Origin of the sequence: Pseudomonas sp. GM21, from assembly GCF_000282215.1 — a bacterium.
GTDB lineage: Bacteria > Pseudomonadota > Gammaproteobacteria > Pseudomonadales > Pseudomonadaceae > Aquipseudomonas.
Window position 1 is genome coordinate 28596 of the sequence record NZ_AKJS01000016.1, and the last position, 17359, is coordinate 45954.

15 protein-coding genes are annotated in these 17359 nt (G+C 56.7%); 9 read left to right on the plus strand and 6 right to left on the minus strand.

The features are described 5' to 3' along the window. Positions 1-17 precede the first annotated feature (17 nt). From PMI22_RS25440 to PMI22_RS25420, 5 genes are all read left to right on the plus strand, one after another. Positions 18-1199 (plus strand): thiolase family protein, encoded by a 1182-nt coding sequence (locus tag PMI22_RS25440; RefSeq protein WP_007943166.1) that lies wholly within the window; start codon positions 18-20, stop codon positions 1197-1199. 218 nt (positions 1200-1417) lie between these two features. Next, positions 1418-2782, plus strand: a complete 1365-nt coding sequence (locus PMI22_RS25435) for an amidohydrolase family protein (protein ID WP_007943167.1) — start codon at positions 1418-1420, stop codon at positions 2780-2782. Between the two features lie 143 nt (positions 2783-2925). Beyond that, complete coding sequence (locus tag PMI22_RS25430; RefSeq protein ID WP_007943168.1) at positions 2926-4629, plus strand: GMC family oxidoreductase; 1704 nt, start codon at positions 2926-2928, stop codon at positions 4627-4629. Positions 4630-4726: 97 nt separating this feature from the next. Further along, positions 4727-6346, plus strand: coding sequence for an AMP-binding protein (locus PMI22_RS25425; RefSeq protein ID WP_007943169.1), 1620 nt, complete (start codon positions 4727-4729; stop codon positions 6344-6346). A gap of 195 nt (positions 6347-6541) precedes the next feature. Beyond that, entirely contained in the window at positions 6542-7282 is a 741-nt protein-coding gene (locus PMI22_RS25420) for an alpha/beta fold hydrolase (RefSeq protein WP_007943170.1), read from the plus strand. Between the two features lie 190 nt (positions 7283-7472). Here the strand turns inward: PMI22_RS25420 and PMI22_RS25415 are convergent, their stop codons facing one another. The 4 genes from PMI22_RS25415 to PMI22_RS25400 form a co-directional block, all read right to left on the minus strand. Further along, complete coding sequence (locus PMI22_RS25415; protein WP_007943173.1) at positions 7473-8810, minus strand: spinster family MFS transporter; 1338 nt, start codon at positions 8808-8810, stop codon at positions 7473-7475. Between the two features lie 222 nt (positions 8811-9032). Beyond that, a complete protein-coding gene (locus PMI22_RS25410) occupies positions 9033-9716 on the minus strand; it encodes a TetR/AcrR family transcriptional regulator (protein WP_007943174.1) in 684 nt (227 codons plus the stop codon). A 92-nt stretch (positions 9717-9808) separates the two neighbouring features. Next, on the minus strand, positions 9809-10231 hold the full coding sequence (locus PMI22_RS25405) for a Zn-ribbon domain-containing OB-fold protein (RefSeq protein ID WP_007943175.1): 423 nt from the start codon (positions 10229-10231) through the stop codon (positions 9809-9811). Positions 10232-10322: 91 nt separating this feature from the next. Then, positions 10323-11798 (minus strand): aldehyde dehydrogenase family protein, encoded by a 1476-nt coding sequence (locus PMI22_RS25400; protein WP_007943176.1) that lies wholly within the window; start codon positions 11796-11798, stop codon positions 10323-10325. A gap of 256 nt (positions 11799-12054) precedes the next feature. Between PMI22_RS25400 and PMI22_RS25395 the strand changes: the two genes are divergently transcribed. After that, positions 12055-12762 (plus strand): SDR family NAD(P)-dependent oxidoreductase, encoded by a 708-nt coding sequence (locus tag PMI22_RS25395; RefSeq protein ID WP_007943177.1) that lies wholly within the window; start codon positions 12055-12057, stop codon positions 12760-12762. 64 nt (positions 12763-12826) lie between these two features. Here PMI22_RS25395 and PMI22_RS25390 read toward each other — a convergent pair whose 3' ends face one another. Next, positions 12827-13498 (minus strand): TetR/AcrR family transcriptional regulator, encoded by a 672-nt coding sequence (locus PMI22_RS25390; protein ID WP_007943179.1) that lies wholly within the window; start codon positions 13496-13498, stop codon positions 12827-12829. Positions 13499-13636: 138 nt separating this feature from the next. Beyond that, entirely contained in the window at positions 13637-14551 is a 915-nt protein-coding gene (locus PMI22_RS25385) for an AraC family transcriptional regulator (protein ID WP_007943180.1), read from the minus strand. A 123-nt stretch (positions 14552-14674) separates the two neighbouring features. Here PMI22_RS25385 and PMI22_RS25380 point away from each other — a divergent pair, with 123 nt between their 5' ends. The 3 genes from PMI22_RS25380 to PMI22_RS29895 are packed head-to-tail and all read left to right on the plus strand — an operon-like array spanning position 14675 to position 17267. Then, the gene (locus tag PMI22_RS25380) at positions 14675-15709 is read left to right on the plus strand and encodes a phosphotransferase family protein (RefSeq protein WP_007943181.1); all 1035 of its coding nucleotides are present in this window, start codon (positions 14675-14677) and stop codon (positions 15707-15709) included. A 14-nt stretch (positions 15710-15723) separates the two neighbouring features. Then, positions 15724-16185 carry a hypothetical protein gene (locus PMI22_RS25375; protein ID WP_007943182.1) on the plus strand — a complete coding sequence of 154 codons (462 nt, stop codon included), beginning with the start codon at positions 15724-15726 and terminating at the stop codon, positions 16183-16185. A gap of 32 nt (positions 16186-16217) precedes the next feature. After that, positions 16218-17267 carry a DUF7065 domain-containing protein gene (locus PMI22_RS29895; RefSeq protein WP_007943183.1) on the plus strand — a complete coding sequence of 350 codons (1050 nt, stop codon included), beginning with the start codon at positions 16218-16220 and terminating at the stop codon, positions 17265-17267. The last annotated feature ends 92 nt before the right edge of the window (positions 17268-17359 follow it).

Below are 17359 nucleotides of genomic sequence, written 5' to 3' on the forward strand. Positions count from 1 at the left end.
TTGGTTAAGGGTTTCAAATGGAGATTCTTGAGCGTAAGGCTTGTATTTCGGGTGTCGGTCAGTCGGCAGTGGGTCGTCGATTGGGGCGTACTGGCTTGGACCTGACCCTTGAGGCGATAGAGGTCGCACTAAGCGATGCAGGACTCACCCCGCAAGATATCGATGGGGTTTCGTGCTGGCCTGGCCAGCAGGCGACACCTGTGGGTATGTCTCCTGTTCATATTTTTGAATTGCGCGATGCGTTGGACCTCAAGCTCAATTGGTACGCCGGTGGCGCCGAAGGTCCAGCGCAGCTCAGTTCGGTGCTCAATGCGTGCATGGCGGTTGCCACAGGGCAGGCCAGGCATGTGCTGTGTTTCCGTACGTTAACCGAGTCGACGGCTGCGGCCGCCGGCCATGGCGCTAGCCGGACAGGGCAGGTCGGGCAGCGCATCGATGGCATGTTTCAATGGCAAATTCCCTTCAATGCACCGTCGGCGTCTATCTGGACGGCAATGTTTGCGCAGGCACATTTTCATCGTTACGGCACCACACGTGAGCAGCTCGGACAAATTGCGCTGACGGCTCGTCATAACGCGGGGCTGAACCCCAAAGCCGTGTATCGCGACCCGCTGTCGATGGACGACTATCTAGCTGCACGGATGATCTCGACACCGCTGTGTTTGCTTGATTGCGATATCCCGGTGGATGGCTCGGTCGCCGTGATCGTCTCGCATATCGATACGGCTAAAGATTTAGCCTGTCCGGCCATTCGGGTGGAGGCCATTTGCGGCGCCTTGCATGGCAAAACCGGCTGGGATCAGTACGACGATCTCACCAGTATGGCGACGCGAGACGCCGGCAAGCGTCTGTGGCAGCGTACGGACTTGAAGCCTGTCGATGTTGATGTGGCGCAGCTTTACGATGGTTTCAGCTTCCTTACCCTGTCCTGGTTGGAAGCGCTGGGTTTCTGCAAGCCCGGTGAGTCTGGAGCCTTTGTTGAAGGTGGTCAGCGTATTGCGCTCAATGGTGAGTTGCCACTGAATACTCACGGCGGGCAGCTCTCTGCTGGGCGCTTGCATGGCTTTGGCCATCTCCATGAAGCGGTGTTGCAATTAAGAGGGCAGGCCGGCCAGCGGCAGGTCGCCAATGCTCAAGTGGCAGTGGTGGCAAATGGCGGCGGGCCACTGGCTTCGTGCGCTTTACTGACACGTTATTGATTGATTACTTCGCCTGATCGGGTGCGATAACGAGCGCTGCACCTGGCGCTTGCTATGTCGCAAAAATAAGCATGATGTAAAAACCGAAAAATATTCGGTAATTGTTGAAGGCCTATTTAAAACCGGATAACCTGCTGTCGTCTGCTAGAACAAAAAATGCCTGGAAAACGGGCCATGCCTGAGGCGGAGATTGTCCGCCCGTGAGAAGGAGATGCACCATGAATGTTGATGATCTGATCCTCGTTAGTGTCGATGACCATATCGTTGAGCCGCCGACCATGTTCGAGCAGCACCTGACAGTGGCGCAGAAAGCATTCGCCCCCAAGGTACTGAAGGACAAGAACGGTGCCGATTACTGGCTGTTCGAGGGGCGCCGCGCGGGCAACATCGGGCTCAATGCCGTTGTTGGGCGGATGCGTGAAGAATATGGCTGTGAGCCGATTTCCTTTGACCAGATGCGTAAAGGCGCCTGGGACATCAAGGCGCGCATCGATGACATGAATGCCAACGGTTTACTGGCCTCGCTGAACTTTCCAAGCGTGGTTACGTTCGACGGCAGCCTGTTCCACAAGTTTGATAACAAGCAAAACGCGTTAACGCTGCTCAAGGCATACAACGATTGGCACATCGATGAGTGGTGCGGCAGCTTCCCGGGTCGCAACATCCCTAATGCCATCGTTCCGTATTGGGACATCAAGGCTACCGTGGCAGAAATCAAGCGTGTAGTTGCCAAGGGCTGCCACGCCATTTCCTTTACGGATAACCCATCGCTGCGTGGCCAGCCGAGCCTGCATGATGAGCATTGGGAACCGCTGTGGAAGGTCTGTGCCGAGAACAAGGTGGTGATCAACATTCACATCGGTTCTGGCGCAGCGGCTCCGCACGCCTCCATGGGCTCGCCCATTGATGCATGGATCATCACCATGCCCATTTCCATCGTCAATTCGGCAGCCGACTGGCTGCACCTTCAAGCGTTGCAACGTTATCCCGATCTGAAAATATCCCTTTCTGAAGGGGGTATCGGCTGGATTCCTTACTTCCTGGAGCGTGCCGACTTCACCCATGCACACCACAAGGCGTGGACCTACGCAGATTTCGGCGGCAAGAAGCCAAGCGAAGTGTTCCGGGAACACTTTCTCACCTGCTTCATCGATGACCAGTTTGGCCTCAAGAACCTTGAAGAAATTGGTGAGGACAATGTCGCGTACGAATGCGATTACCCGCATTCCGATACCGTTTGGCCTGAGTGTCCGGAGCGTCTGATTTCTACCATCAAACACCTTTCGCCGACGGCTATCGACAAGATCACCCATGGCAATGCCCTGCGCATGTTCAATTTCGATGCGTTTGGCAAGTTGGGCGGGCGGGAAAACTGCACCGCAGGCGCTTTGCGTTCCCTGGCTACGCACATTGATACCAGCCCACAATCTTTTGGTGGCCCAGCGCCTTTGGCTGAAGGTGAAGTGCGTCGTCGTGTGACATCCGGTGACATCGTCAAAATGTTCACCGAGGTCGCCAAGGAGGACGGCAGTGTCGGTGCGTCTGATGCGATTGCGCTGTCACCCAACCTCAAAGTGTCCTGATTTTTTTGGGGGTGGACTAGCGCCTGACGCTGTTCTGCAAGCAGAGCGGCGTTAGCGCTTTAATGATGTATATAGTTGCTTTGATTGCCTGCTGCTTGCTTTTTTAGGTCGTCCTGATAATAACAATAGAGAGCCAATACGCTATGGCCACTAATGAAGTATTCGACACCATTATTGTTGGAGCTGGCTCATCCGGTTGTGTACTTGCCAACCGCCTCAGTGCAGACCCAAGTCACCGAGTGTTGCTTATAGAAGCAGGGCCGGTTGATAAAAGCCCGATGATTGGCATGCCGAAGGGGTTCGGCGCACTGATGCCAGACCCTAAGCACACTTGGTCATACTCCACCGTACCCGGTGAAGGTACGGGCGGGCGCTCCGAACACTGGGTGCGTGGTAAGACACTCGGCGGCTCCAGCAGTATCAATGGCATGATCTACGTTCGTGGTCAGCCGCAGGATTATGACCTTTGGGAGAAACAACTTGGTCTCGAAGGTTGGGGGTGGGCGCAGGTGGGTGCCGCATTCCGAGCTATCGAAGATCATGAGTTGGGCGACGACGGTGTTCGTGGCGTCGGTGGACCACTCAAGGTCAGCCCCTCTCCGGCTCACCACCCCGTACTCGATGCCATGCTCAAAGCAGGTGAACGCATTGGCGTTCCTATTCGCGATGACCAAAGCGGGATTGATCAGCTGGGCATGGGCTATGCCGTACGAACCATCAAGGATGGTCGCCGGCAAAGTGCGGCCAAAGCGTTCTTGCACCCCGTCATGTCGCGGGCGAATCTGACGGTTATCACCGATACGTTAGTGCAGCGCGTCCTGTTCGAAGACGACGTAGCAGGTGCACGTGCCGTGGGTGTTGAGTGTGCGACTGCTCAAGGTGTAAAGACGGTCGACTATCGCGCGGCAAAAGAGGTGATCTTGTGTGCGGGGGCAATGGAGTCGCCACAATTGCTGCAGCGGTCCGGCATTGGCCCGGCGAAGCTGCTGCAGGAACTGGGCATCCCGGTTTTGGTGGATGCTCCAGGCGTCGGGGAAAACCTGCTGGAACAGCGTTTACTGTTTCTGCAATATCGCTTGAAACAGCCACTCTCGTACAACAAAGAGTTCGCCGGCTGGCGCTTGATACGTAACTTGTTGCAATACGTTTTCAGCAAGAAAGGTGTCATGTCGACGGGCTCGCAAGACGTCAACGGGTTCCTCAAGACTCGCCCTGAGCTGGCGACTCCCGATGTGCAGATTCATGCCGCGCCGTTTTCCTTGCAGCGTATTGAAGGGCATGAAGGGTTGCCTGGTTTCGATACATGGCCAGGTGCACACATGATGGTGTATCCAATGAAACCCACTAGCCAGGGAGCCCTGCAGATTCGCTCGGCAACATTAGGAACGCCACCCTTGGTGAACCCCAACTACCTGGCGACGGAAGAAGACAAACGTACGTCGATCGATGCGGTACATCTGCTGCGGCGTCTTTTCGCTCAAGAGCCGTTGAAGCCTTACATCGTAGAAGAAACCTTCCCAGGGCCTGCGGTGCATTCGGACGAGCAGATTCTCGATGCCTATCGCCGCTTTGGCTCGACCACCTACCACGCGGTAGGTACCTGCAAAATGGGTCGTGCAGATGACCCGATGGCAGTGGTCGATAACAAACTGCGGGTTCGGGGTGTGCAGGGGCTACGGGTGATGGATATCTCGGTATTCCCTACCCAGGTTTCAGGCAATACCAATGGACCGGCAATGGCGACTGCTTGGCGTGGCGCGCAGATCATTCTGGCGGACCGCGCGGCAGCTAATACCCAGAAGCCCGCAGCAGCGATCAACCGTGGCGAGCAACTTATCGCCAGGTGATTTTCTGCAAGCTGGAATTTGATTCACTCAGATCGAAGCAATCTCGCGTCAGGTCTTTGACTTGCGCGGGTGAAAACAACAACAAGGTGGTTACGACATGAAGAATTCAAGCGTCTGGAGCGTTGGTGAGCAGGACACAGTGGTTGCAGCCCTGCAACGCGCCGTCAGTGCCAATGGCGACAAGCCGTTCATTGATTTGCTGGGCGAGAGCTACTCGTATGCTCAGCTGGATCGCGAGTCCTCGCGACTGGCCCATGGCTTGCGAAACCTTGGGGTGGAACACGGTCAAACCGTCGTCACTATCATCGACAACAACATCGATGCGATTCTGCTTTGGTTCGCGATCAACAAACTAGGTGCTGTCAGTGTGCCGGTAAACACGGCATATAAAGGCACGTTCCTTCGCCACCAGGTTGCAGATTCTGGTGCGCGGGTGGTGATTGCAGAAAGTGATTACGCCGAGCGCGTTCAGGCGATCGCCGAAGGTCTGCCGGAGGTTGCTACGCTGGTCTATCGAGGTGAGCGTCCGCTCACAACCAGCCAATTGCAATTGCTGCCCATCGACGAAATTCGTTCACACGACACGTCGCTGCCTGAGGCTGAGGTAAAACCGACAGACCTCGCGATGCTGATCTACACCGGCGGTACTACCGGGCCTTCCAAGGGCTGTATGGTCAGCCATAACTATGCATGCAACCTGGCGCGTCAGGCGGTCATTGCTAACGGCCGTACTGCACAGACGATAAATTGGTCGCCACTGCCGTTGTTTCATATGAACGCTACCTCTACCAGCATCCTTGCCCAGCTGATAGTGGGCGGTCGGGTGGCGATCTATCCGCGTTTTTCGGTTTCCAATTTTTGGGCGGAAATCGAGCGCACGGGTGCCAATGACGTCAATCTGCTGGGGTCTATGCTTCCCTTGCTGATCAACGCACCGGAAAATGATGCGATGAAGCGCTGCTATGGACAGTTGCGCCGCGTCGGCGCGGCACCCTTTCCCGCTGAACTGCAGGCAGCCTGGAAAAAGCGCTTCGGTGATTGCAGTACCGGTGTACCTGGATATGGGTTGACCGAGGCCTCGCTGCTGACCTCGGCGGTGTTTGGCGAAGATAGTGCTCCTGGGGCTTCGGGCAAGCGTAACGAATGGTTCGACGTGCGTATTGTCGATGACAACGATGTCGAGCAGCCCGCAGGCACGTCAGGTGAAGTCATTGTTCGCCCGCTCCAGCCGCATGTCATGTTTGAAGGTTACTGGCGTCGACCGGAAGACACCCTGAAGGTCATGCGCAACCAGTGGTTCCATACCGGTGATATTGGCAAGTTCGATGAAGACGGTTTCTTCTACTTCGTAGATCGTAAAAAAGACTACCTGCGTCGTCGTGGCGAGAACATTTCCAGCTTTGAAATGGAAACCGCCTTTCGCGCGCATCCCGGGATTCTGGATGTCGCGGTGCACGCCGTACCGTCCGAGTTCACAGAAGACGAAGTAAAGGTCACCGCCATTCTTCAGCCTGGTGTCGAGCTCTCTGAAGAGCAGCTGTGCCACTGGGCTATCGATCAGTTGCCGTACTTTGCCGTGCCACGATTCATTGAGTTTCGTTCTGAGTTGCCACGTAACCCGGTAGGGCGCGTGCTCAAGTATGAATTGCGTGATGAGGGGGTGACCCAAAATACCTGGGATCGCGAAGCAGCGGGAGTTGTGCTGAAAAAGCGTTAAACGATCTGCCGATGTCGGCATCGCTTAGCGTTATGACGCCTCTGTTTCGATGAGGCGCCGGGGCCGGGAGGGCAGGGGTGGTGGATTCGTCGACAGGGTGTGAATCGCCTGCGATGGCGATGACCAGATACTCATGCCCGACCGGCCTTTGTGCAAGTAACAGGATAGTTATCCCTATAAGAAGAGAGTCAATACATGACAGACCTGATACTGCTTCACGGTGGACAACATGGTTCGTGGTGCTGGGAGCCTTTTACGCGGGTGCTGGACGCGCAGGAAAACCCCTTTGCGCGCATTATTGCGCTGGATATGCCCGGTTGCGGGCAAAAGCGCGATCGTGACCCCACGGGCTTGAGCCTGGCGCAGATCACGCGGGAACTCAATGACGATCTGCGCTCGGCGCAGGTCCGCGATGCGGTGCTGGTGGGACATTCGATTGCCGGTGTTCTGTTGCCGATGATGGCGGTCGAGGACCCGGCGTTATTTTCTCAACTGGTCTATCTGACCACCGCAGGGCCTGCCGAAGGCCAGACCATCATGCAGATGATGGGCGCTTCATCCCGAGGGGCCCATCCTGACCAGGTGGGTTGGCCGATGGACCCGGCTACCGCCGCGCCCGACGCAATGCTGCAGGCGATGTTCGGACGCGACCTGGATCAGGAGCAGCTCGCCTGGTTGCTCGGAGAAGTCGCTCAGGACAAGACGCCGCCGGCCACCCATATGGAACCTGTATCGCGCAGCGGTTACCTCGAGCTCGGTATGAAAGCGACTTATATCGTGACCTTGCGCGACGACATCCTGCCACCAGCCTGGCAACGACGGTTCGCCCAGCGTTTGAACTGCGGTGACAAGGTCGAGATAGACACGCCACACGAGCCCTTTATCTCGCACCCACAATTGTTGGCCAGTACATTGATCTCGACGGTATTTTCGTAGGCGTTCGCTTAAGCGTCGCGCTGCATCAGAACTCTATAAATGAGAGCGCAGACTCAGGTGAAGGCTCACCACTGACCGAAGGGGGCTGGCGTTCTGCGGCGGCCCCCCAAAGTTTTCTACGCCGCCTATCTTGTTCCACTGACGGCCAGGCAAGCGACTCGCGGCCTGATCTGGCGCCCAAGGCTTGAACTCATAGGGTTGCCTGCGCGCCATCGACTTCGGCCAGTTCGCGTTGCACCGTGCGACCTGCGCGCAGGAAATGCCACATGGCCCAGAGATGGATAATGGCCATGGTTGCCATTGCATAGCGCAATGACTGGACGCCCAGGCTCGGCACCAGTGCATCACTGAAAATGCCCACCAATTGGGGCCCGATGCCGGCGCCGATCAGGTTAGTCAGCAAATACAGCAAACTGGCTGTCGTCGCTCGCTGCCGCACAGGTACCAGCGATTGAGTCAAAGCGAATGCGGGGCCATACCAGATGGAAGAAATCACGGCCCAGACGATAAAGCTGACAATCATCGCCAGAGTGCTTTGCGACAGCAGCAGCCCCAGCAATGCCGGTGCCGAAAACAGTGCAGCCAGCGCAAGCACTCGCGTACGCCAGACCTCCCCCAGGCGGGACAGTCGATCGCTCACCACGCCTCCTGCGAGTACACCGATCATACTGACGGCACCGTAAAAAACGCCGACCAATAACCCGGCTTGAGCCACTGGAATACCGTGGGAACGCAGCAGAAATGCCGCACACCAGAGCATGATGGCCGCCGATGCCATCGCATTCAGGGTTATACCGATCGTCAAATGCCTGAGTGTCGATTTGCGCGCCATTTGCTTGATCGGTTTTGAGAATGCCGCCAGACCGCCCGGCGCACTGTTTTCCGGGGTTGTTGGTGGTCTGGCGGGCTCGCGCATCAGCAGCAGGAGTACCACGGCGAGCAATACGCCTGGCACTCCAGCGGCGAAAAATGTAAAACGCCAGCCGTATTGACCGACCAGGTGCCCACCCAGTGCGAACGTCAAAACAAACCCCAATGGGGCTGCCAGGTAGTAAACGGATAACGCAGTTGCACGCTGCCGATCCGGGAACAGATCAGCGATGATCGACATTGCCGCCGGGCCAGTACCGGCCTCGCCAGCGCCGACACCGATTCGAGCAAGCAGCAGATGAACAAAACTGAGCGCTGCGCCACACAGGGTTGTCGCAACGCTGAATACGAACAGACTGGCGATAATGATGTTGCGCCGGCTCAGCCGATCCGCCAGCAACCCCAGCGGCACACCGACAACAGCGAACAACACGGAAAACGCCAGCGGGAGCAACCCCATCTGGGTGTCGGTGAGCGTGAATTCATGCTTGATCGGTTCCAGCACGACGGCAATGATGGCCCGATCCAGTGCGACACAAACATAAGCAAGCGTCAGCAAAAACAGGGTCAGGACTGCCTGCCGATTGGCAAAGCCGACTTTTTCCACAGTTTTCAACATGACTAGGTCGTGTAACTGGTTACTCTCATCCTTCGACATGGAAGTCTTCCTGTTCTTATTGTTTTAAGTGAGCGAATCAGGAGCCAGCGCACCCTGGCATTCAGCGGGCACAGGGAATCACCTTGGGTTACTAAAGCATATATATCATATATATGTTAATTTTTGATTGCCAGGTGCTGTCGATCAACGTGCATAGCGCGGCGCAGCACGCACGTTGATGGCGGATCGACGTCCTATTCAAGGCGAAGGAAATGTTCTCGTTCAGCGAGGCTGCTCAGGGGCGCTGATCTTTTGCTGGCCAAGCATCCGTGCCAATACCCATGCTTGCGCGGTAATCACGTCTTCAACGGTCATGTCCGACCGCAGGGGGCCGTGAAAGCGAAAAACTGCCGCCAGTCGCTCCAGACTACCCATGATCACCGTAGCGGCTGCCAGCGGGTTGAGACCGTCTTCAGTAGATTGGGTGGCACGAGCCTGGTGGATTTTCCTGGCGATCTGCTCCATCAGGGGAACGACACAGGAGTGGCGCAAATCGACCATCGCCTGGCTGCCTTCATCGGCCGCCAGGTTACGCATATGCAGCAAGTGATAGCGCTCCTCCCAGTAGGTGACGTACCCGCCGATGAAGCGTTTGGCATAGTCGAACGACTGCTCGGTTGGCCAGTCTTCGTCCAGTAGCTCGCTCAATTCGCGCGGAAGCTCCTGGCCCTTGCGAATGGCTTCAAGCGCCAGATCTTCGACGTCCCGGAAGTACAGATAAAACGTACCGGGGGCTGTTTTTGCCTCGCGACAGATATCCATCACCCGCAGGTCGCGTAGCGGTCTGTGCTTGAGCAAGCCCTCCAGGGTGGCGATCAAACGCAAGCGGGTGAGCTGGCCCTTTCGGCCCAGTGCCTGCCCCTGCAGGTTGACGGCGGGTTGTTCAGGTGAAAGTTGTACGGTCATGGGCGAAGGCTGCAAGTCGGTTGGAGTACGAAGTGGGAGCTCAACGTCTCCGCGCGAGTGGCAAGAGGGCGGTGCGGGCTCCCGTGGGGTAATTATCTAACCGATTGCGCCGGTTCGAACAGTGGCAACCAAACATCTTCTTGCTGCTCGAAGTGTACGCGAACGGGCATGCCTATCTGAATGGCGTCCAGGTCACAGTTCACAATGTTGCTGGTCAGGCGCAATCCCGGTTGTTCGTCCAATTCTACTATCGCGACGCAGTACGGCACTTCCAGGCCGGGAAACCAGGGCTGGTAATTGATGGTAAAACTCGCGACGCGCCCGGTGCCAGACAGTGTTTGTACCGTCAGTGCCCTTGAGCGGCATTGCGTGCAGATAGGCATGGGCGGGTGAACAAAGTGCTGGCACTCGTCGCAGCGCAACATGTGCAAGTGGCCGTCTTCGCCACCGCACCAGAAGTGGCGATTCTGTTCATTTATCTCTGGCAGGATACGTTCGAAACTGGCGGCGCTCATGATCAACTCCTTGCTATGACGCTGGGTGGGCAGGTCTCCCGTATAGCCCAAAGGGACGATACAGGAGAAGGGAGGGCGGATATCTGTTGATTTAGCCTGCGTGGAAACTGATCGACTTGATCTGGGTAAATTCCAGGAGACCTTCACGACCGTATTCGCGACCCAGCCCGGAGCGTTTGTAACCGCCAAACGGCGCATCGGACAGCATGGTGCCGCCGCCGCCGTTAATGCCCATGCCACCGGTACGAATCTGCCGGGCTATCTGGAACGCTTTGCCGGCATCTGCCGAGAAAATAGTGCCGTGCAAGCCAAAATCCGAGTCGTTGGCCAAGGCTATGGCTTCTTCGTCGCTGTCGTAGCCAATAACCACGCCAACCGGGCCAAAAATCTCTTCCTGGGCAATGCGCATGTCGTTGCGTACATCGTTGAATAGCGTTGGTTCGTGATAGAAACCACGTGTCAGTCCATCAGGACGGCGACCACCGAAAACCAGTTGGGCGCCGGCGTCACGACCGATCTCGACGAACTGCTCGGTTCGCTGACGGGCCGCCTCGCGGATCAGTGGCCCCATGTTCACAGCTGGATCTGCAGGGTCGCCAACCTTAATGTGCCTGGCCATGGCCGCCAGCGTCTCGACGTATTGCTGGCGAATCGAGTTATGCACCAGATGACGAGTAGTCAGTGCGCAACCCTGGCCGGCTTGAATGGTGAAGCCACCCAGGCCACTTTGCGCTGCTTTCATCAGGTCTGCGTCGGCACGCACGATCAGCGCCGATTTGCCACCCAGCTCCATATGAACTTTTTTAAGGGTGGGCGCCGCTTGCGCCATGATCGCAGCACCGACTTTGTCGGAACCGGTAAAAGTCACCATGTCGATGCGTTTATCGGTGGTCAACAGGGTACCGGTTTCGATATCACCGTTGACGATGTTCAGCACGCCACGGGGCAGGCCAGCAGCATCCGCCGCCTCACCGAGCAGGCTCGCCTGCATCGGTGTGTAAGGGGAGGGCTTGAGCACCAGGGTGTTGCCCATTGTCAGGGCGTGGAACAGCTTGGTGACGTTGAGGAAGAAGGGGAAGTTGTAGGCGGTGATGGCCGAAACCACACCCACTGGCTCATAGAGGGTAACGGAGGTGCCCAACACGGTGTGCCCCTGGGCGTCAGGCGTCAGCTCGATAGGCGTCATGGGCGACTGGATGCGCAGTGCTTCTGCCATGAGATGCGCTGCGTGTTTCATCGCGATACCAAAATGCAGGTACTCGGCAATCATCCGTGTAGCCCCGGCTTCACGCACCACCAGGTCGACGATCTGCGCGCGTTTGCCCATCAGGTAGTCATGCATTTTTTGCAGCACGGCGACGCGTTCTACCATGCTCATTTTTGGCCAGGGACCTTTATCGAAGGCATCACGGGCACACGCAATGGCCTGATCGCATTCGGCTACGCCGGCAACAGCTGCATGGCCAATCACCTCTTCAGTAGCAGGGTTGATGATCTCCATCCGGGTGTTCGAATGCTGTATCCATTCGCCGCCGATGTAGAGCGCTGCGTTGAGAGCCAGGACCATGTGGAACCTCCAATACCTGTTGTTATCGATTTTTTTGGATAGTTATTGAATCTGTTTTGGGCTTGACGCTGGGTGGGGTGGCTGGCTTTAGTATATTAATCATTGATATGATTTAAAAGTGCTGGCCTGCTTTATTTGAATTTCTGTTCAGTAAATTCGCGGAAGGCTCGAGGCGCTGGCGCACGGACGATTGGCTTCGCTTGATAACCCCGGCTTGGGCCGTATCTTCAACACAATTAGCAAAAAAGGAAAATCGATGAGCAGCAATTTGAATGGTCTCGTTGTCGCGGTGACTGGCGCTTTTGGTACCTTGGGCATGGCTGTAGCGCAGGCTGCTGCCGAGCGCGGGGCCAAGGTGGTGATGATTGACCACGCACATGAGCCTGCGGTGCACTTGCCGCCATCGCTGGCCGATGCGTTGCAACTGGGCGGTATGGACCTGACCTCCTATGATCTGGCGCAATCTGCCACAGCCGCGATCCGTGAGAAATTTGGCCGCCTTGATGCGCTGGTCAATATTGCCGGTGGTTTTCGCTGGGAAACGCTGGCGGACGGCGATCTGGCCAGCTGGGATTTTCTCTACAACATCAACCTGCGCACCACCGCAACAATGAGCAAAGCTGCCTTGCCATTGCTGACGCAAGGCACTCATGGGCGGATCGTCAATATCGGCGCAGGTGCAGCGCTGAAAGCAGGAATGGGTATGGGCGCCTATGCGGCGTCAAAAGCTGGCGTGGCACGCTTGACCGAGAGCCTTGCCGAGGAGTTGAAAGATACGGGTGTCACCGTCAATGCGGTATTGCCTAGCATCATCGACACCTTGCAGAACCGCGCAGACATGCCGGATGCAGACTTTTCGCGCTGGGTTTCGCCAGCAGAGCTTGCTGCGGTCATTCTGTTTTTGCTTTCAGCTGAGGCGAGCGCAGTGACCGGGGCCTTGATTCCGGTTTCCGGCAGGGTTTGATTCGAGAGAAGCGCGGCGTCAGACCCGCGCAATCTGCTTATCCTATGTAGTGTCAAACAAGTCACTACCTGGCGGGCGCGAGCCAACCATGTATCATGAAATCCAGACTGCGCTCCAGGGTTTGTTCGACGTCTTCGTCTGAAGTTTTACCGTCTGTGAGCAGGAACAAGCGCTCTTGCTCGGCTGTCAGTGCATGCTCGATGGCCAAGACAAAGTGCAGCTTCCAGCCAATATCCTCTTCTGACAGTTCAGGAAACAGCGCCTGAAAGGCATCGCGGAAAGGATGCAGGCTCAGTGTCTCCTCGTTCTTGAGTTCACGAATACGTTGGGGGCCATCGGCCTTCACGCGGGTCAGAAACGGGCCAAAAAACAGTCGCGCTTCCGGTCGGCGACTCCAGCGTAATACCGGCTGAAGTAATGCCCGCAGGATACCGCGCAGGCGCTCCTCTCGAGAGCCGCCCTGCGTCAACGCGATGCTCAGACCCGCCAGGCGCTCCTGCGATAACGCAGGCGTTATACGGTCACACAGTGCATCGAGTAATCCGTCCTTCGAGCCGAACTGGTAGTTAATGGTGCCAACCGCCAAACCCGCTTCTTCGGCAATCTCGCGGGTCCCTACCTCAAGAAAACTGCGCGTTTCGAACAAGCGCTGAGCCGCCTGAAGCAAGCGCTCCTTGGTCATGTTGTCGTGCCCCAAGGGACGACGCCCCCGTGGAGGCCGCATTTGATCAGACATTTCGCACCTTTGAGCGATTTCGTATCAATAGTTAATTATATTAATTATATTAATTATTATAGGGGTGACTGATCAAATAATTCATCGGGCACCGAGCTGGCCGCCACTCAATTCCATGGCCGGAAACTGAATCACGATTCAGGATTGCCATGCATACCGCGACTCGCGTGCATAGTGACCCGGTGGTTTGCCCACACACCGGCTGAACGCGGTGCTGAAGCTGCTGGCCGAGCCGTAACCGACGCGTTCGGCGACCTCGGCAATGCTGATGTCTTGGCGGTGAAGCAAATCCTTGGCGACGGCCATGCGCCAGGCCAGCAGGTATTCCATTGGCGGCATTCCCACCACACGGCTGAAACGCTCATAAAAAGCCGAGCGTGAAAGTGAAGCCTCTTTCGCCAGTTGCGCCATCGTCCATGCGCGTCCGATGGCAGCGTGCATCTGTCGGATCGATAAGGCGATTCGCGGGTCTGCCAAACCGCGCAGCAATCCAGGTGGCGCGTGCTCACTCGATGCGCATCGAAGCGCCTCGATCATCAACACCTCCACCAGGCGCATGAGTACAAGGTCTCGGCCTAGCCTTTGCTCATTGGATTCCTCGTTGACCAGTTGTACCAGCACGCAAAGCCGCTCGACGCCGCGCATGAGTACCATTTCCGGCAACAGCGATATCAGCAACGCCGCATTGGGTGAGTTGAAGTCGAACTTGCTGCCGAGCAAACGGACGTCTGGGGGAACGTTGGGGGTTCCGTAGCGAATTTCATCCGCCGACGTGGACGTCAATTTCGCATCAATGGGCACGGGAGTGACTGGTTCGAAGCCCGACAGAATGAACCCCGGTGTGCTCGGCATGAGCAAGAAGTCACCCGCCTGAAGCGTGATGGCCTCCATGCCGTCGACGACCAGACGACAGCTGCCTTCCAGCACGACACCGAAGCTTGGTTGGCCGAGGTCAGAGTAACGGACTCCCCAGGGGCCTGCGCCACTGATGATGCTCGAAAGCACGGCACGTGGCTCAAGCAGGGTGATGATTTGCGAAAGTGGGTCATTCATTTCTGGACGATAGCAAACTAAAAATGGACTTTCCATTATAGATCGACCGGGAGGGCGACACTATTCTGTCCGCAGGGAAGACGGCACAGCATCGTGCCGCTTCAAACATCGCGGGGAGCCAAGATGGTTGATCTCGACAAAGTAACGCAGGACCTGAGCCGTTGGCTGATTGGTCGCGAAAACGCTGGAACCCGGATTGACAACATGCAACTGCTGTCCGGTGGATTCAGCCAGTTCATGGCTGCTTTCGACCTCCACGCCCCCACGGGTATTCGCAAGCTTGTATTGCGGGCGAGTCGCCCTTGCGGTGAGGCGATTACGTTCACTGATCGAGCAGCAGAGTGGGCACTTATATCATCGCTGACCTGTCGTGGGGATGTCCCTTTGCCGGCGGGGTTATGGTTCGATGAAGGGGACGCGTTGGGCTTGCCTTGCTTTGTCGTCGAGCACGTTTCAGGCCCGACGGTCAAAAAGATGATGATTGACGCGCACGCAAACGATCGTCGCTCTTTCGCCGATCGGCTTTGCGATTGTCTAGTCTCGATTCATGCCGTGCCCGCGCAAGATCTTCCTGCTGATCTCCCCCGTCCGAGGGACTGGGACAGTCATATCGATGGGCTTATTGACAGATGGATTGCACTTGAACGCTCCGGGCTCGAGCCTGACCCCATTGTTCGCTACATCGCCAAATGGCTGCGGACAAACAAGCCCAAGTCGGCTCCCCTCTGCCTCGTCCATGGCGAGTTGAACAACGACAACCTGATTGTCACGGATGATGGCTCGTTAACCGCGGTTGACTGGGAATATGGCCACATCGGCGATCCACGAGAGGACATCGGCTGGTATCGGACAGTGTCTACGTCTGTTCCTCCGGACCTTCTAGCGGATGACACCGAGGCGTTCTGCGCGCGTTACCGCGCTGCCTCAGGTCTGAGCGAAGAAGTGATCAATCCTGCAGCGGTTGCCTATTTCGGACTATTGGCCAGTGTTGGCGTTTACAACACGCTGGTCGGTGGTCCAGCCACCGTGGAGGCGAGCCCGGATGCACCTGTCCTGGCTGCCTATGTATCGGCGGTATTGGCGACTACTCATTTGCGATGGTTTGAGAGTTTGAGTGCTTTGGAATGCGCCGCATCGTCGGGCCACAGCCGTCGCTAATAGAGGAGAGTGCCATGCTTACACGTCCTGCTGCCCCTGCCGTTCTCAATCTTCTCGGCCGCCTGATCGCTTCCAAATCGGTGCAAAGTGCCGATGGCAATGTCTCGCCCATGGAGCTCGTACTGTCTGGTCAGCTCCTCGCGTTCGTGGCTCGCCGTATTGAAATGGAACCGGCGTTTATCCTTGAGGAGGTCGCTACTTATCAGTCTGTTGGCGAACTTTTACTCGAAGAAAGCGTGGGCGATCAGACAACAATTCAGGCCGCTCTTACTGCACTGCGAGAACACTGTGCGAGAGGAGTGACGCAGTCGCACGACGCGCGTGCTTACGCACTTGCGAGCGAGATTTTCTGCATCGCCATCGAGGAGACATTTCATGTCCCGGGGCGGGCTCGTGACGCGATGTCTGCTGCCCTTGCCTTGCGAGTCGCCAACCAGGAAAAGGTGGTTGGTGATTTCGCCGTGGCAGGCCGCTAAATAAAACAACAACCCTAGTTAGAGAGGTCCTCATGTCTGTCATCAAATATGAACCAGCTCCATCGCTGTGGTCCGCGGGTATGCCTCCGGAAGCGGATTACTGCCTGTTGCAGCCCGAAGATGTGCCAATGTTCAGCGAGAATTTCTGGTTTGTGGGCTACGACCTGGAAAATGGTGTCGGCCACTATCTGCATCTCGGTGCCAAGCCCCAGGATTTTTCGATCTGGACAGAGCAACTGATGATCGCCGTCGGTGTTGACGACTACTACTTCCACTGGGCAAACGGCGGCGAACGCGTGCCGGATAAAGTGGCCGGACCGAAAATGCTGCTGCAGAACATTGTTCCGTTCCGTACCTGGCGTTTGAGCTTCGAAGGCGATGCGATCAAGACAACGTTGGCCGATATGAAAGCAGGCCCTATCAGTAAAGAGGGTGAGCGCAACCACCGCATCAGCGTAAATCTGGAAGTTGAAAACGTTGCGCCGGTTTTCCTGGCTGCGACTGGCGGTGAACATGCCAAGGCCCATGTCGGCCAGGCGTTCTCCTCTCACTACGAGCAAATGTACTGTGTCAGCGGGACCATTACCGTCGATGAACGCACCTTTACTATCGGTGGGTTTGGCCTGCGAGACCACTCTCGTGGCCCTCGAGATCTCACCGGTTGGGGTACCCATGTCCTCACGGGCGGTGCGTTCCCTAGTGGCAAAGCTTTTGGCGCATTCAAGGTTGTTGCGCGGGACGGTACTGTGCGTCTTGAAGATGGCTACGTCTACGAGAATGGAAATTACCGCCGCGCGGTAAAAATTGAGCACACCGAGCTGACCAATGTTCATGAGACGCCTGGAGAAAAGGTGACAGTGCGTCTGCATTTGGAAGATGGCGATACGGTGGAGCTGACAGCACGAACCGTCACGGCTGCGTTGTTGACCTTCCAGGGTGCTGCCGACGGAACTCCGGGGGTTGACCTGACCGACCCGGAAGGTACGGTACTGGCGGAGGCATTTCCACGCTGGGAGTGGGATGGTGAAATCGGTGGCGGGATCTACGAGCGGACGGCAACCGTCAAGCATTTGGTCAAGTAGGCCTGGTCGCCGTATCGCCGACAACCTCATGGTTCAGATGACTCAATACGCGTGATCCGGACAGGAAGGTGACGCGAAGAGCCCGGGCCAGT

Excerpts from the sequence above, each read along its gene's own strand:
- PMI22_RS25395 (WP_007943177.1), top strand. The coding sequence starts at position 12,055 with ATGAGCAGCAATTTGAATGGTCTCGTTGTCGCGGTGACTGGCGCTTTT.
- PMI22_RS25385 (WP_007943180.1), bottom strand. The coding sequence starts at position 14,551 with ATGAATGACCCACTTTCGCAAATCATCACCCTGCTTGAGCCACGTGCC.
- PMI22_RS25375 (WP_007943182.1), top strand. The coding sequence starts at position 15,724 with ATGCTTACACGTCCTGCTGCCCCTGCCGTTCTCAATCTTCTCGGCCGC.
- PMI22_RS25415 (WP_007943173.1), bottom strand. The coding sequence starts at position 8,810 with ATGTCGAAGGATGAGAGTAACCAGTTACACGACCTAGTCATGTTGAAA.
- PMI22_RS25410 (WP_007943174.1), bottom strand. The coding sequence starts at position 9,716 with ATGACCGTACAACTTTCACCTGAACAACCCGCCGTCAACCTGCAGGGG.
- PMI22_RS25425 (WP_007943169.1), top strand. The coding sequence starts at position 4,727 with ATGAAGAATTCAAGCGTCTGGAGCGTTGGTGAGCAGGACACAGTGGTT.
- PMI22_RS25380 (WP_007943181.1), top strand. The coding sequence starts at position 14,675 with ATGGTTGATCTCGACAAAGTAACGCAGGACCTGAGCCGTTGGCTGATT.
- PMI22_RS25435 (WP_007943167.1), top strand. The coding sequence starts at position 1,418 with ATGAATGTTGATGATCTGATCCTCGTTAGTGTCGATGACCATATCGTT.
- PMI22_RS25390 (WP_007943179.1), bottom strand. The coding sequence starts at position 13,498 with ATGTCTGATCAAATGCGGCCTCCACGGGGGCGTCGTCCCTTGGGGCAC.
- PMI22_RS25400 (WP_007943176.1), bottom strand. The coding sequence starts at position 11,798 with ATGGTCCTGGCTCTCAACGCAGCGCTCTACATCGGCGGCGAATGGATA.
- PMI22_RS25430 (WP_007943168.1), top strand. The coding sequence starts at position 2,926 with ATGGCCACTAATGAAGTATTCGACACCATTATTGTTGGAGCTGGCTCA.
- PMI22_RS25405 (WP_007943175.1), bottom strand. The coding sequence starts at position 10,231 with ATGAGCGCCGCCAGTTTCGAACGTATCCTGCCAGAGATAAATGAACAG.
- PMI22_RS29895 (WP_007943183.1), top strand. The coding sequence starts at position 16,218 with ATGTCTGTCATCAAATATGAACCAGCTCCATCGCTGTGGTCCGCGGGT.
- PMI22_RS25420 (WP_007943170.1), top strand. The coding sequence starts at position 6,542 with ATGACAGACCTGATACTGCTTCACGGTGGACAACATGGTTCGTGGTGC.
- PMI22_RS25440 (WP_007943166.1), top strand. The coding sequence starts at position 18 with ATGGAGATTCTTGAGCGTAAGGCTTGTATTTCGGGTGTCGGTCAGTCG.